This window comes from Microlunatus endophyticus, from assembly GCF_014646195.1.
Taxonomy (GTDB): domain Bacteria; phylum Actinomycetota; class Actinomycetes; order Propionibacteriales; family Propionibacteriaceae; genus Microlunatus; species Microlunatus endophyticus.
Genome location: NZ_BMMZ01000004.1, coordinates 91932 through 106985 on the forward strand (window position 1 = coordinate 91932; position 15054 = coordinate 106985).

The 15054-nt window shown below is 67.2% G+C and carries 14 protein-coding genes; 10 read left to right on the plus strand and 4 right to left on the minus strand.

What is annotated here, in order from left to right; translation table 11 throughout:
* Window positions 1–89: 89 nt before the first annotated feature.
* Window positions 90–1949 carry an AMP-dependent synthetase/ligase gene (locus IEY07_RS09435; RefSeq protein ID WP_229669895.1) on the plus strand — a complete coding sequence of 620 codons (1860 nt, stop codon included), beginning with the start codon at window positions 90–92 and terminating at the stop codon, window positions 1947–1949.
* A gap of 63 nt (window positions 1950–2012) precedes the next feature.
* On the opposite strand, the gene IEY07_RS09440 is transcribed toward IEY07_RS09435, so the two are convergent.
* Window positions 2013–2660 carry a class I SAM-dependent methyltransferase gene (locus tag IEY07_RS09440; protein WP_188894959.1) on the minus strand — a complete coding sequence of 216 codons (648 nt, stop codon included), beginning with the start codon at window positions 2658–2660 and terminating at the stop codon, window positions 2013–2015.
* Window positions 2657–3670 carry a LacI family DNA-binding transcriptional regulator gene (locus IEY07_RS09445; RefSeq protein WP_188894960.1) on the minus strand — a complete coding sequence of 338 codons (1014 nt, stop codon included), beginning with the start codon at window positions 3668–3670 and terminating at the stop codon, window positions 2657–2659. The genes IEY07_RS09440 and IEY07_RS09445 overlap by 4 nt, the downstream gene beginning before the upstream one ends.
* Window positions 3671–3835: 165 nt before the next feature.
* Between IEY07_RS09445 and rhaI the strand changes: the two genes are divergently transcribed.
* The 7 genes from rhaI (at window position 3836) to IEY07_RS09480 (ending at window position 12969) form a co-directional block, all read left to right on the plus strand.
* Window positions 3836–5002 carry an L-rhamnose isomerase gene (gene rhaI, locus IEY07_RS09450; RefSeq protein WP_188894961.1) on the plus strand — a complete coding sequence of 389 codons (1167 nt, stop codon included), beginning with the start codon at window positions 3836–3838 and terminating at the stop codon, window positions 5000–5002.
* A gap of 105 nt (window positions 5003–5107) precedes the next feature.
* Complete coding sequence (locus IEY07_RS09455) at window positions 5108–7141, plus strand: bifunctional aldolase/short-chain dehydrogenase (RefSeq protein WP_188894962.1); 2034 nt, start codon at window positions 5108–5110, stop codon at window positions 7139–7141.
* The gene (locus tag IEY07_RS09460; RefSeq protein ID WP_188894963.1) at window positions 7138–8598 is read left to right on the plus strand and encodes a rhamnulokinase; all 1461 of its coding nucleotides are present in this window, start codon (window positions 7138–7140) and stop codon (window positions 8596–8598) included. The genes IEY07_RS09455 and IEY07_RS09460 overlap by 4 nt, the downstream gene beginning before the upstream one ends.
* A 7-nt stretch (window positions 8599–8605) precedes the next feature.
* Entirely contained in the window at window positions 8606–9211 is a 606-nt protein-coding gene (locus IEY07_RS09465) for a hypothetical protein (protein ID WP_188894964.1), read from the plus strand.
* Between the two features lie 482 nt (window positions 9212–9693).
* Window positions 9694–11079, plus strand: a complete 1386-nt coding sequence (dprE1, locus tag IEY07_RS09470; RefSeq protein ID WP_308422927.1) for a decaprenylphosphoryl-beta-D-ribose oxidase — start codon at window positions 9694–9696, stop codon at window positions 11077–11079.
* A 24-nt stretch (window positions 11080–11103) separates the two neighbouring features.
* Window positions 11104–11922, plus strand: coding sequence for an acyl-CoA thioesterase (locus IEY07_RS09475; RefSeq protein WP_188894965.1), 819 nt, complete (start codon window positions 11104–11106; stop codon window positions 11920–11922).
* A 9-nt stretch (window positions 11923–11931) separates the two neighbouring features.
* Window positions 11932–12969, plus strand: a complete 1038-nt coding sequence (locus tag IEY07_RS09480) for an NAD(P)-dependent alcohol dehydrogenase (protein WP_188894966.1) — start codon at window positions 11932–11934, stop codon at window positions 12967–12969.
* Window positions 12970–13000: 31 nt separating this feature from the next.
* Here IEY07_RS09480 and IEY07_RS09485 read toward each other — a convergent pair whose 3' ends face one another.
* On the minus strand, window positions 13001–13462 hold the full coding sequence (locus IEY07_RS09485; protein WP_188894967.1) for a globin: 462 nt from the start codon (window positions 13460–13462) through the stop codon (window positions 13001–13003).
* Between the two features lie 27 nt (window positions 13463–13489).
* Here IEY07_RS09485 and IEY07_RS09490 point away from each other — a divergent pair, with 27 nt between their 5' ends.
* Window positions 13490–13654 (plus strand): hypothetical protein, encoded by a 165-nt coding sequence (locus IEY07_RS09490; RefSeq protein WP_188894968.1) that lies wholly within the window; start codon window positions 13490–13492, stop codon window positions 13652–13654.
* A 200-nt stretch (window positions 13655–13854) separates the two neighbouring features.
* Window positions 13855–14283 carry an OsmC family peroxiredoxin gene (locus IEY07_RS09495; RefSeq protein ID WP_188894969.1) on the plus strand — a complete coding sequence of 143 codons (429 nt, stop codon included), beginning with the start codon at window positions 13855–13857 and terminating at the stop codon, window positions 14281–14283.
* A 15-nt stretch (window positions 14284–14298) separates the two neighbouring features.
* Here IEY07_RS09495 and IEY07_RS09500 read toward each other — a convergent pair whose 3' ends face one another.
* Window positions 14299–14988 (minus strand): mechanosensitive ion channel family protein, encoded by a 690-nt coding sequence (locus IEY07_RS09500; RefSeq protein ID WP_188894970.1) that lies wholly within the window; start codon window positions 14986–14988, stop codon window positions 14299–14301.
* Window positions 14989–15054: the final 66 nt, after the last annotated feature.

Genomic DNA, 15054 nt, shown 5'->3' on the forward strand with positions numbered 1-15054 from the left:
TGATCTGCGACAACTTACGCCGCAATCCTCAAGAATCGCGGTCGACGGCGTTACGGCGGCTTTCCGATCGGGACACTAAAGTTGAGGCCATGACGGCCACCGATGTGTCCCAGGGTCCCTACCGACCCGATGCGATGGAGCGCGTGAACACGCGACCGGGAACCGTCGGCGAGATGTTCCTGCACCAGGTCGCCGCGTCCGGCAGCCGGGAGGCCTACCGCTATCTCGACGGCGACCGCTGGGTGAGCCTGACCTGGGACCAGACCAAGGAGAAGGCTTTCGATCTGGCCGCCGGCCTGATCGCCCTCGGCCTGGAACCCGAGGACCGGGTCGGGATCGCCTGCTCGACTCGGATCGAATGGGTGCTGGCCGACCTCGGGGTGGTATGCGCGGCCGGCGCCACGACGACCGTCTACCCCAACACCCGTTCCGGCGAGGTTGCCTTCGTCCTCGGCAATTCCGGCTCCCGGATGATCTTCACCGAGAACGACGACCAGACCTCCAAAGTCATCGACCAGCTCGACAAGCTGCCCGACGTGGTCAAGATCATCCAGATCGACGCCCCAGCCGATCGGGCCCGGATCGAGCACGATCTGGTGATCAGCTGGCAGCAGCTGCAGGAGATCGGCCGTGCCTATCGTGCCGACCATCCGGATGCGATCGAGACCGCGATGAGCAAGGTCGGCCCGGACAGCCTGGCGACGTTGATCTATACCTCGGGCACCACCGGCAAGCCCAAGGGCGTACGGCTGGTGCACGACAGCTGGACCTACGAGGCCGTCGCGATGGACGAGCTTGGCCTGGCCGGTCCCGACGACGTGCAGTACCTGTGGCTGCCACTGGCGCACTCCTTCGGCAAGTTGCTCAGTGTCGTCCAGTTCCAGATCGGCTTCGTGACCGCGGTCGACGGCCGGATCGACAAGATCGTGGAGAATCTCGGCCAGGTCAGGCCGACCTTCATGGCCGGCGCTCCGCGGATCTTCGAGAAGGTCCGGGCCACCGTGATGCTGCAGGCCAGCACCGGGATCCGGGCCAGGATCTTCAACTGGGCGTTCGGGGTCGGGCAGCGTACGAAGCCGTTGCGGCTGGCCGGCCAGCAACCGACCGGGCTGCTCAAGCTGCAGGCCGCGATCGCCGAGCGGCTGGTCTTCTCCAAGATCAAGGAGCGGATGGGCGGCCGGATCCGGTTCTTCGTCTCGGGCTCGGCCGGCCTCAACAGCGAGGTCCAGTCCTGGTTCTACGACGCGGGCCTCACGGTGGTCGAGGGCTACGGCATGACCGAGACCAGCGCAGCCACCTTCGTCGACGATCCCCGTCATCCTGAGTTGGGGACGGTCGGGCCGCCGGCAGTCGGCACCGAGGTCAAGATCGCCGACGACGGTGAGATCCTGATCAAGGGGCCTGGTGTGATGGCCGGCTATCACGACAACCCGGAGGCGACGGCCGAGACGTTGGTCGACGGTTGGCTGCTGACCGGCGACATCGGTCATCTGACCGAGAGCGGCCGATTGGTGATCACCGACCGCAAGAAGGATCTGATCAAGACCTCGGGCGGCAAGTTCGTGGCGCCGCAGAAGGTGGAGGGTGCGCTCAAGGCGGAATGTCCCTACATCAGCCAGGTCCTGGTGCACGGTGAACACCGCAAGTACATCAGCGCACTGATCACTCTGGATCCGGACGCCATGAAGGGCTGGGCGGCCGACCATGATCACGCGTCGAGCAGCGAGGAGGAGCTGGCGGCACTGCCGGAGGTGCGTGAGCTGATCGACGGCTACGTCCAGCAGGCCAACGAGCAGCTGGAGCACTGGGAGACGATCAAGCGCTTCGAGATCCTGCCCGCCGAGCTGAGTGTCGAAAAGGGGCTGGTCACTCCCAGCCAGAAGATCCGCCGCGGTGCGGTGGAATCGCAGTATTCCGGCGTCCTGGACTCGATGTATCCGACCGAATAGGTCCGAACAACTCCGAACAACCGAGAACAAGGTCCAGAACAAGCCCGGCAGCCGGCGGGCCCGTCAGAGCCAGTGTGATTGGGTCTTGTCCTCGTCGTGCTCGGGATCGGGGCGGCGGAATTCGGCCCGCCAGCGGATCCGGCCGTCGCCGACCGGCACCGTTTCCACGACCGCGCGTTCGACGCCGTCGACGGCGAAATAGCCGAGCTCGTCCCCGGTGAGCGGCCACGGCGGTCCGTCCGGGATCTCGTCACCGACCCGGGCACCGGAGATCACCACCAGCAGGCCACCGATACTGACCAGCGAGGCGACTCCGGCGGCCGCCTGCTCGTGCAGGTCCGGCGGCAGCGCCTGGACCGTGATGCTCTCGATCACCAGGTCGTACGCCTGGTGCCAGTCCGGCGGCAAGTCCAGCAGGTCGACCTGCCGGTAGTGGACCGGGGAGTCGGGATAGCGGTGTCTGGCCAGCTCGAGAGCCGTCGGCGCGATGTCGAAGGCGGTCGTGTCGAATCCCCGCGCCGCGATCAGCTCCGCGTCGTTGCCGAGTCCGCAGCCCACCACAACGGCGCGTTTGCCGGCCGCCTCCAGCGGATGGTTGGCCAGCCACTCGACCAACAGCGGGTTGGGGTAGTCCCGATCCCACGGGACGTCGCGGTCGCCGGCCGCGGCCTCGGCGTACAGGGCCTCGAACCAAGCAGTCGCGTCACTCATACCTGCCCTGCCGTCGATGCTCGGATCACCAGTTCGGGCTGGAAGACCACCTGCTCGTGTTCGACCTCCTGGCCGGACCCGATCGCTTCCAATTCCCGCAGCAGCAGCTCCACGGCGGTCCTGCCGATCAGCTCGGCGGGCTGGCGGATCGAGGACAGCGGGATCACTGTCGCGGCGGCGAAATCGATGTCGTCGTAGCCGATCAGCGCGATGTCACCCGGCACCAGGCGATGATCCAGCATCGCCAGCGACTGCATCAACCCGATCGCCACCAGATCGTTGGCGGCGAAGACGGCGTCCGGTCGCTCGCCGGCGGCGCGTGCGGCCAGTGCTGCTCCGACCGCGTGTCCGTCGCCGACCACCAGCCCGTCGGTCTCGATGATCTCCAGGCTCGCGCCGCTGCCGGCCACTGCCTGCTCGGCGCCGGTCCGCCGGTCGGCGACCTGTCGCAGTCCTGCCGGTCCGCCGACGAAGGCGATCCGCCGCCGACCGGTCTGCACCAGGTGCTCGACGGCCAGCCGTCCGCCGGCGACATCGTCGACCGAGACCGACGAGTACGGATGATCTTCGACCAGCCGGTCGACCAGCACCGTCGGCGTACCGCGGCGTCCCAGTCGCCGGAGCCGTTCGTAGACGTCGCCGACCGGGGAGATCAGCAGGCCGCGGACCCGCTGCTGCTCGAAGAGATCGAGGTGGGCGGCCTCGCGGCTCTCGGTCTCGTCCGAATTGCCCAGCAGGACGGACAAGCCGTCCTGGGCGGCCCGGTCCTCGACCCCGCGGGACACGGCGGTGAAGAACGGATTCCCGACGTCCAGCACGACCAGACCGAGGGTGCGGCTGAGGCCGGCGCGCAACTGGCGGGCGGCGTCGTTGCGGACGAAGCCCAATTCGTCGATCGCATCCTGCACCCGTTTGCGGGTCGCTTCGGCGACCTTGTCGGGCCGGTTCAAGACATTCGACACCGTGCCCAGCGCCACACCGGCGCGCTCTGCGACGTCTCTGATGCTCACCGCAGGTGAACGTTTCACCACAGCCACCTATCTTGCCTTACCTCGCGAGCGGGGCCCAGGTTGACGTGCCGCGCGGCCGCCAGTAATCTCACTGCCGTCTGAAACGATTCAAGATCTGATTCGGCCCCTCGAACAAGAGCCGCTCGAAGGAGAGAAGGCGCAACCATGCCGAGCTTCGACCAGATTGTCCCGCTGTTGGAGCAGCAGGCGATCGAACTGCCCTCCTGGGCTTTCGGCAATTCCGGCACCCGCTTCAAAGTCTTCACCCAGCCCGGCGTCCCGCGCGATCCGGAGGAGAAGATCGCCGACGCGGCCAAGGTCAACGAGTTCACCGGGCTGGCACCGACCGTCGCCCTGCACATCCCGTGGGACAAGGTCGACGACTACGACAAGCTCGCCGGCTACGCCGCTGATCATGGTGTCGCGCTCGGGACGATCAACGCCAACACCTTCCAGGACGACGATTACAAGTTCGGCAGCCTGGCCCACCACGACAGTGCGGTCCGGTCCAAGGCACTTGATCACATGTACGAGTGCATCGAGATCATGAACGCCACCGGCTCCCGCGATCTCAAGATCTGGCTGGCCGACGGCACCAACTACCCGGGTCAGGGTGATCTTCGGCGCCGCCAGGACTGGCTGGCCGACTCGCTGCAGAAGGTCTATGACCGGATCGGCGATGATCAACGGCTGATCCTGGAGTACAAGTTCTTCGAGCCGTCCTTCTACCACACCGACGTGCCGGACTGGGGGACTGCCTACGCCCAGACTCTGGCGCTGGGGGACAGGGCGAAGGTGTGCCTGGACACCGGTCACCACGCACCCGGCACCAACATCGAATTCATCGTGGCGCAGTTGTTGCGGCTTGGAAAGCTCGGCTCCTTCGACTTCAACTCCCGCTTCTACGCCGACGACGACCTGATCGTGGGAGCCGCGGATCCCTTCCAGCTCTTCAGGATCCTGCACGAGGTGATCAGCAACGGCGGCTACGGCACCGATTCCGACGTCGCCTTCATGCTGGACCAGTGTCACAACCTCGAGCCCAAGATCCCCGGCCAGATCCGGTCGGTGCTCACCGTTTCGGAAATGACCGCACGGGCCCTGCTCGTCGATCGCGAGGCACTGGCCGAGGCCCAGACCGCGGGCGATGTGCTCGGCGCCAACCAGGTGCTGATGGACGCCTTCTACACCGACGTCCGTGCTGATCTTGCCGACTGGCGGGTCAGCCGCGGTCTGCCCGCGGATCCGATGGCGGCCTACACCAAGAGCGGGTACGCCGAGCAGATCGTCGCCGAGCGGATCGGTGGCTCCCAGGCCGGCTGGGGCGCCTAGCCATGGATCGATCTCTCCCGCACCAGCTCCTGCACTCCGCACCGGGTGCACACGGTGCGGGATGCAGGAGTTAGTGCGTCGACGGAGTGCGGAAGGATTGACGACATGAACGAGACTGTCCAGGAGTTGCTGACGCGATCCAACCGGCTGGGCGCCGACAAGGAGAACACCAACTACGCCGGCGGTAACACCTCGGCCAAGGGCACGACGACCGACCCGGTCACCGGCGAACCGGTGGAACTCCTGTGGGTGAAGGGATCCGGCGGCGATCTGGGCACGCTCACCGAACCCGGTCTCGCGGTGCTGCGGCTGGACCGGATGCGAGCCCTGCCGAAGGTCTACCCGGGCGTCGAGCGCGAGGACGAGATGGTTGCCGCCTTCGACTACTGCCTGCACGGCAAGGGCGGCGCGGCACCGTCGATCGACACGGCGATGCACGGCCTGGTCGACGCACCCCATGTTGATCACCTGCATCCCGACTCCGGGATCGCGATCGCCACGGCCGCCGACGGCGAGGAACTGACGCGTACGATCTTCGGCGACCGGGTGGTCTGGGTGCCGTGGCGCCGTCCGGGATTCCAGCTGGGGTTGGACATCGCGGCGATCAAGAACGAGAACCCGCAGTCGATCGGCTGCATCCTCGGTGGTCACGGGATCACCGCCTGGGGCGCGACCAGTGCCGAGTGCGAGGCGAATTCGCTGGAGATCATCCGGATCGCCAAGGACTACCTCGCCGAACACGGCGAGGCCGAACCCTTCGGCCCGGTGCAGCCCGGCTACGAGGCACTGCCAGAGGCCGAACGCCGGAGCAGGGCAGCCGCGCTGGCGCCGCACATCCGGGCGCTGGCCTCGGCCGACAAGCCGATGGTCGGCCACTTCAGCGACGACGACGCGGTGCTCGACTTCCTGGCCCGCGCCGAGCACCCCCGACTGGCCGCACTCGGCACGTCCTGCCCGGACCACTTCCTGCGGACCAAGATCAAACCGTTGGTCCTCGACCTGCCCGCGGATGCTCCGGTTGAGGATGCGATCGCGCGGCTGCAGGAGCTGCACGAGCAGTACCGAGCCGACTACCAGGCCTACTACGCCCGGTACGCCGACCAGGACACCCCGGCGATCCGCGGCGCCGATCCGGCGATCGTGTTGGTCCCGGGCGTCGGGATGTTCTCCTACGGTGCCAACAAGCAGACTGCCCGGGTCGCGGGGGAGTTCTACCTCAACGCGATCAACGTGATGCGCGGTGCCGAGTCGGTGTCCTCCTACGCCCCGATCGACGAGAGCGAGAAGTTCCGGATCGAATACTGGGCACTGGAGGAGGCCAAACTGCAACGGCTTCCCAAGCCCCGCAGCCATGCCGGCCGGATCGCGCTGGTCACCGGAGCGGCCAGCGGGATCGGTAAGGCGATCGCCACTCGGCTGGCCGCCGAAGGTGCCTGCGTGGTGATCGCTGATCTTGACCAAGCGAAGGCTGCCGAGACTGCTGCCGGTCTGGGCACTAGCGATGCGGCGATCGGGGTCGGCGTCGATGTCACCGATCCGGCCCAGATCACGGCGGCCTTCGAGGCGGCGGCGCTCGCCTTCGGCGGCGTTGATCTGGTCGTCAACAATGCCGGCCTGTCGATCTCCAAGCCGCTGCTGGACACGACCGAGAAGGACTGGGACCTGCAGCACGACGTGATGGCCAAGGGTTCCTTCCTGGTCTCGCAGGCCGCGGCCAGGATCATGATCGCCCAGCAGCTGGGCGGCGACATCGTCTACGTGTCCAGCAAGAATTCGATCTTCGCGGGGCCCAACAACGTCGCCTACAGCGCAGTCAAGGCCGATCAGGCCCATCAGGTACGGCTGCTGGCCGCCGAGCTGGGCGAGCACGGGATCCGGGTCAACGGCATCAACCCCGACGCGGTGGTTCGCGGTTCCGGCATCTTCGCCGGCGGTTGGGGTGCCCAGCGCGCCAAGGTGTACGGGGTGGCCGAAGAAGATCTCGGTGCCTTCTATGCGCAACGGACGCTGCTCAAGCGCGAGGTGCTGCCCGAACACTGTGCCAATGCCGTTGCGGTGCTGACCTCGGCCGAACTTGATCACACCACCGGGTTGCACATCCCGGTGGACGCCGGGGTCGCCGCCGCGTTCCTGCGATGACTGGATCCCCGAGCCCGTCGAAGAGACCGGTGTTCGCCGCCGTCGACATCGGCGCCTCCGGTGGACGGGTGATCGCCGGGCAGATTCTCGACGGCATGGTCACCACCGAGGTGGTGCACCGCTTCGACAACGGGCCGGTCGAGAGCCCCGCCGGCCTGCGCTGGGATCTGACCCGTCTCTACGACCAGGTGATCATCGGGCTGGCTGAGCTGACCAGGCGGTATCCGGATGTGATCAGGATCGGCATCGACACCTGGGCCGTCGACTACGGGCTGCTCGATTCCGACGGTCATCTGGTCGAGGAGCCGCACAGTTATCGCGACTCCCGGACGACCGATGCGGTCGCGGCAGTCCATGATCGGATCGACCCGGCTGAGCTCTATACGATCACCGGGCTGCAGTTCCTGCCGTTCAACACGATCTACCAAGTGGTAGCCGAGCAGACCTGTCCGGTGTGGGAGCGGGTCGCGAAGATCGTCCTGCTGCCGGATCTGCTGGCCTACTGGCTGACCGGTGATCTTGCCACCGACGTGACGAACGCGTCCACCACCGCCCTGATGGACGCCACCACCAGGGACTGGTCCGATCGGCTGCTGGAGATCGCCGGGTTGGGTCGCGACCTGTTGCCGCCGATCGAGCCGGCCGGGAGCGTACGGGGGAGGATCACCGAGGCTGTCGCCGAACGGACCGGACTGGGCACCGATGTCGTGGTGACCACGGTCGGGTCCCACGACACCGCATCGGCGGTCGCGGCCGTGCCGGCGACCGAGAAGGGCTTCGGCTACGTGTCCTCGGGTACGTGGTCGCTGGTCGGAATCGAGACCGCGGACCCGATCCTGACCGAGGCGAGCCGGGCCGCCAACTTCACCAATGAGGGCGGCGTCGACGGCCGGATCCGCTATCTGCGCAACGAAGGCGGCCTGTGGCTGCTGCAGGAATCCCTGCGGCACTGGGCGAAGACCGGTCATGATCATGATCTTGGCGAGTTGCTCGAACAGGCCGCCGCACTGCCTGCCGGCGGACCGACGATCGACGTCGGGGCTGAGGAGTTCATCGCGCCCGGTGACATGCCGAGCAGGATCGGCGACGCCTGCCGGCGGTCCGGGCAGGCCGCGCCGGAATCCCCGGCCGCGATCACCCGCTGCGTGCTGGACTCGTTGGCGGCGGCGTACGCCAGGACGCTGCACGAGGCGACGGAGCTGTCAGGTCAGGAGGTTGACAGGCTGCACATCGTCGGCGGCGGGTCCCAGAACGAGCTGCTCTGCCAGCTGACCGCGGACGCGACAGGTCTGCCGGTGATCGCGGGGCCGATCGAGGCGACCGCGCTGGGCAACCTGCTGGTCCAGGCGCGTAGCCACGGCATGGTCAGCGGCAGCCTGGAGGATCTCCGCCGGATCGTCGCCGCGTCCAGCAGCCTGACCCGCTACGAACCCGTCGACAGGCCGAGGGATCTATAGTCGGCAGGTGATCACCCAGCAGCAGCTCGACGAGTTGTGGGAGTTCGGCGACGCCACGGCCAGCGAAGCGCGGCTCCGTGCCGCTGCGGACGCGGTGACCGGCGCGGAGCGCGACGAATACCTCACCCAGGTCGCCCGCTCGCTCGGTCTGCAGGATCGTTTCGACGACGCCCGCACAGTGCTCACTGCGATCAGCTCCGACGATGGGGCTGTCGCGACCCGGGTCGCACTCGAACGCGGCCGGGTCGAGAATTCGGCGGGCCATCGGGAGCAGGCGGTGCCGTACTTCCGTACCGCTGCCGAGCTCGCCGAGCAGCACGGCCTGGAGTTCCTGCGGATCGACGCCCTGCACATGCTCGCGATCGCCGATCCTGACCACGATGCCGAATGGACCATGGACGCTGTCGCCCTGGCTGACGCGTCGACCGACGACCGGACCCGGCGCTGGCTGATCTCGCTGCACAACAACCACGCCTGGACCCTCTTCGACGCCGGTGATCGTGATGGTGCGATCGCCGAATTCGAGCTCACGCGGCAACTGGCCGAAGCGATCGGCACTCCGACCCAGCAGCAGTACGCTCGCGAAGCGTTGGAGGAAGCACAACGGTCCTGACCGGTGTGGCGTCAGGCACCAGACGTGGACGGCCCGTAAGCACCCGTGCCGCGATCGACGACACCGCACTGCGCCATGGCTCGGGGCGATCGCTGACCCGGGCAACGTCTACCTGCTGGACACCAACGTCGTGAGCGAGCTGCGCAGGCGTCCGACCCGTATCGAGGCAAACGTGGCGGCGTCGGCCGCACCGTTGGGACATCGAGCAGCAGTTCCTCAGCGCGACCACGGGTCTTCGAGGTGGAGTTGGGCATCCGGCAACTCCATCGCCGCTCTGGTTCGCTGGTTCTGTCACCGACGACCGATCCAGCCCGGCGTGTCGCCCTCGGCCAGACCATCCTCGGTCACAAATCCGGATCGGACGGTTACACCTGACCGGATACGCAGGGTCTCCACTCGACGTTGATCCGTCCATGAGCCGAATGAGCTCACCACGCCTGCAGCAGCCAGGTGATACCCGGCCCATCTCGTAAGCTGTCGAGGTGCGCGAACTGGAAGCCGGAATGACGACGCTGACCGGGTGGGCCCGGACGGCGCCGAGCGCGTCCCGGGTTGTGCCGGCGACCGATCCGGCGGCGATCCGGAAGGCGCTCGACCGGGCCCGCGCCGACCGCAGGGGTGTGATCGCTCGCGGCCTCGGCCGCAGCTACGGCGATCCGGCCCAGAATGCCGGCGGGATCGTGCTCGACATGACCGCGCTGAACCGGATCCACAGCATCGACCGGGCCGCAGGCGACGATTACGGGCTGGCGGTCGTCGACGCCGGGGTATCCCTGGACCAGCTGCTGCGGACCGTCGTACGCCTCGGGCTCTGGCTGCCGGTGATGCCCGGCACCCGGCAGGTCACCGTGGGTGGCGCGATCGGTTTCGACGTGCACGGCAAGAACCACCACACCGCGGGCAGTTTCGGCAACCACGTCCTGTCGCTCGAGCTGCTGACCGCCGACGGCGAGATTCGTACGCTCACTCCGGATGGGCCGGACCACGATCTCTTCTGGGCGACCGTCGGCGGCATGGGGCTGACCGGCATCGTGCTACGGGCCACGCTGATGCTGCGCAAGGTCGAGACGGCCTACTTCATCGTCGACAGTGACCGTACTGGTGATCTTGACGAGACGATCGCCTTCTACAGCGACGGCCGGGACCAGTCCTACGACTACTCGATGGCCTGGTTCGACTCGATGTCCGACGACTACAGAACCGGACGCGCAGCCTTCTCCCGCGGATCCATCGCGACCGTTGATCAACTTCCTGCCAAGCTGGCCAGGGATCCGCTGCGCTTCGAGGCGCCGCAGTTGATCAAGCTGCCGGACCTGTTTCCGAACGGTCTGGCCAACAAGATCACCTTCGGCATGATCAGCAACCTCTGGTACTACAAGACACCGAAGAAGAAGCGCGGCCAGCTCCAGAACCTGACCTCCTTCTACCACCCGCTCGACATGATCGGGGAGTGGAACCGGGCGTACGGATCCCGTGGCTTCCTGCAATACCAGTGCTTGCTGCCGTTCGAGCGTGATGATCAACTCAAAATGATCATCAGGCGGATCGCCGGATCCGGGCAGGTGTCCTTCCTCAACGTGCTCAAGCGGATGGGCGCCGCCAATCCGGCGCCGCTGTCCTTTCCGCGCCCCGGGTGGACGATCACGATGGACTTCCCGATCGGTCCGGGCCTGGAGCGGTTGCTGGCTGATCTTGATGCGATGGTGCTGGAGGCCGGCGGCCGGCTCTATCTGGCCAAGGATTCCCGGATGACCCCGGAAATGCTGCAGCGGATGTATCCGCGGCTGGACGAGTGGCGCCGGATCCGGGAGGCGGTCGATCCGGATCGGTTGTTCGTCTCCGACCAGGCCCGTCGGCTGGGAATCTAGCCCCGGTCTTGTGAAGATGGGGCGGTGCCGTTCTGCTACCGGGTCCCCAAGCGCTACACCGATCTCAACCTCGGCGGCCATGTCGATCATGGTGTGGTGATCGACTACCTGCAGGAGGCGCGGACCGAGTTCCTGCTGTCCTCCGACGGCCCGATGCCGGCGATGCTGGACAGCGGCGTCCTGGTGACCGGACACCAGGTCGAGTATCTGGCGCCGATCGGCTCCGACTCGCCGGGGGTCGACGCCGAGGTGTGGGTGGATCAGGTCGGGGCGGCCCGGTTCTCGATCAGCTACCGGCTCAGCGATGCGGGCACACCGGTGGTCCGGGCACGGACGTTCCTGACGCCGTACGATCTGGCCTCGGCCGGCTTGCGACGGCTGACCGGGCCGGAGCGGGACCAGCTCACCGCCGCCGTCGAGCCGCCGGTCGGCATCGAACCGTTGGGACGGGTCACCGCCGCCGAGCTCGGTCATGCGCGGGGGAGTGACTGCCGGGTGCGCTGGGCGGATCTGGATTCCTACCGACACGTCAACAACGTGAAGTTCTTCGACTACTTCTCCCAAGCGCGGTTGGAGCTTCTTCCGTCTGCGGAGTCGTGGGTGGTGGTGCGGCAGGACCTCGACTACAAGCGCCCGATCGACTTCCGCCGGCCGCCGTACCAGGTGCGTACGGCCGTAGTGCGGATCGGGAGCGCCTCGATCGAATTCGCCGCGGACATCATCGATCCACAGTCTGCCGAAACCAGACCGTACGCGACCGCCCGGACCGTGATGGTGCGGACCGGTCCCGACGGACGGTCGGAGCCGATCACCGACGACGTCCGGGCGGCGCTCGGCGCGTAGGTTGTGATCATGACCCAGGTGCAGCTTCCGGCCGAGCAGCGGCGTTCACTGTTGATCAAGCCCGAGGAGATCGGGACGGAGAACGCTCCGGTGCCGCAACCGGGGCCCGAGCAGGTGCTGGTCGAGGTCGCGGCGGTCGGGATCTGCGGGTCCGACGTGCACTATTACGAGCACGGCCGGATCGGGGATTTCATCGTCGAGCAACCGCTGGTGCTCGGCCACGAGGCGTCCGGCGTCATCCGGGCTGTCGGCTCGGCAGTGACCGGCCGGGCAGTGGGGCAGCGGGTCGCGCTGGAACCGCAGGAGACCTGCGGTCACTGCATCCAGTGCCTGTCCGGCCGCTACAACCTGTGCCCGGACGTCCAGTTCTACGCCACCCCGCCGGTTGACGGCGCTTTCGCCCAGTACGTGGTGCTGAATGCCGGGCGCGCGCATCCGATCCCGGACTCACTGAGCGACGAGGCAGGTGCACTGATCGAGCCGCTGTCGGTCGGCGTCTGGGCCAACCGGAAGGCCGCCGTCGAGCCGGGGGACCGGGTGCTGGTCACCGGGGCCGGACCGGTCGGGCTACTGGCCGCCGACGTCGCCCGGGCCCGCGGCGGATGGGTCGCCGTCAGCGACACCAACAGCTACCGGTTGCAGGTGGCCCACGAGCGCGGTGCGCAGGCCGTCATCGACGTCACCCAGGGCTCACCGCGGGACCAACAGGGTGAATTCGACGTCATCCTCGAGTGCAGCGGTGCGGCTCCGGCGGTGCTCGGCGCCTTCGACGCCGCCGCTCCGGCCGCACGGATCGTCCTGATCGGCATGGGTGCAGCCAGGCTGGAGCTCCCGGTCGGTCTGATCCAGGCCCGCGAGCTGCGCGTCACCGGCGTCTTCCGGTACGCCAACTGCTACCCGGCAGCGATTTCGCTTGCGGCCAGTGGTGCCATCGACCTCGACGCGCTGGTGACCGGACGTTTTGGCCTGGACGAGGTCGAGGATGCTCTCACCGCCGCGAAACGTGACCCGAAGACGCTCAAACCGGTCGTCTATCCCAACCGCTGAAGCCGCGCAGACTGCCAGCCGGGACCGCCAGTCAGGATTGGGGAGGCGCGATGGTCAGACCGGGCGCGGGGCGGTCCGGTCCGGACTCGTCGAAGCTGTTGACCATCGCGTACGCGGCCCGGGACAGGTAGTCCCACAGCATCCGGTCCTGCTCCAACGGCAACTGCAGTTCGTCGACCGCATCGCGCATATGACGCAACCAGCGGTCCCGCATGTCCGGAGTCACCGCGAACGGCATGTGGCGCATCCGCAGCCGCGGGTGACCGCGTTGCTCGCCATAGGTGGTCGGACCGCCCCAGTACTGCTCCAGGAACATCCGCAGCCGGTTCTCGGCCGGGCCGAGGTCCTCCTCGGGATACAGCGCCCGCAGCGGCGGGTCGCCGGCCACCCCCTCGTAGAACCGCTTCACCAGTCGGTCGAAGGTGTCGGCGCCGCCGAACAGCTCGTAGAAGGTCTGTGGCGTCTGATCGCCGTCGGGCGGGTTGCTGGACATCGCCTCGATTGTAGGTGCAGATCGTGGGTGGGGACTCCAGGCGGGTCAGGCGCGGTAGGCCGCGACGAAGACCCGGGCGGCAGCCTGGGCTTCACGGCAGGCGTGGTGATCAGCTTCGCCTGGCTGACCGGGTTGGCGATCGAGTTCTACCGCCGGACCCGGCGCCAGGCTGGTCAGCCGGGCAGTGAGTAGGGCTCTCAGCACTCCGTGGGGTCGTACTTCTTGTTCAGGGTCGCCACCCGACCGAGGTTGTCGCCGCAATGGCTGCTGATCGCCCGGTCACGCGTGGGGCACGTCCGGGTGACAAGGCCCACCCGATCACAAGAGGTCGTGATCAGGCATGATCGTCCTGTAGGCAGGAATTCGCAGACTCCACTTGAGAGGTGAACGTCATGGCAACCGTACGTACCGCCCATGCCCACTGGGAAGGCTCCCTGTTCGAGGGCTCCGGGCAGGTCGAACTCGCCTCGTCCGGGATCGGCACCTACCCGGTCACCTGGGCCGCCCGATCCCAGGAGGCGAACGGCAAGACCAGCCCCGAGGAGCTGATCGCAGCCGCCCACTCGACCTGCTACTCGATGGCGTTGTCCAACGGCCTCGCCGGGGCAGGTAACCCGCCGACCAGCCTGAACACCACCGCCGAGGTCACCTTCCAGCCGGGCCAGGGCATCACGGGTATCAAGCTCACGGTCGTCGGTGTGGTCCCCGGTCTGTCGGCCGAGGACTTCGCCGCCGCGGCCGAGGACGCCAAGAAGAACTGCCCGGTCAGCCAGGCGCTGGCCGGCACCACCATCACCCTTGAGGCATCCCTGGGCGAGTAGTCGCGTCCTGGACGCTCACGACTTGTCGGAGGCCGGTGGGGAAGTCACCCTGCCGGCCTCCGCTGTGTCGGGTTCGGGGGCGTCGGGTTCGTCCAGGCCCGGCGGTCTGCCGCTGCCGGAACCCTGGCTGTAGTTGCCGATCTTGGCCAGATCGCCGTTGCGCAGGTACCAGATGGTGCCTTCCGCGTCGCGGAGCCGGGTCAGCCGGAGCCCTACTTCCTCCACCACGCCGTCGACATCGCCGATCCGGACGTAGTCGCCCATGCCGAACTGGTCGTCGAAGAGCAGGAAGATGCCGGAGATGATGTCGCGCAGAATGGTCTGCACACCGAACGCGACCGCGATGCCGATGATCGAGGTGCCAGCCAGCAGAGCGGCGATATTGAAGCCCAGCTCGGTCAAGATCATCAGGCCGACGATGACCACCAGGATGATCAGCACGGCACTGCGGCCCAGCGAGCCGAGTGCGCCGATCCGTTGCTCCCGACGTTCCTCGCTGAAGACCGCGGCCTTGGCTGCGATCTTGGAGGTCTTCCGGCCGCGGCCACGTTGGGCCACCATCGTCCGTACGGTCCGGTTGATCACCCGGTCGGCGATTGCACGGAGGATTCCGGCCACCGCCAGGATGATCACGATCCGGATCCCGTGACTGATCAGGGCTCCGATGAAGTTCCCGTTCCACAACTCGTCCAGCTTGTGCAGCATGGGTCCAATCTAGGGCTGCCGGAGACGGCGATCGAAACCGCCGGTGCGCTGCTCGGCGGGAGGTTT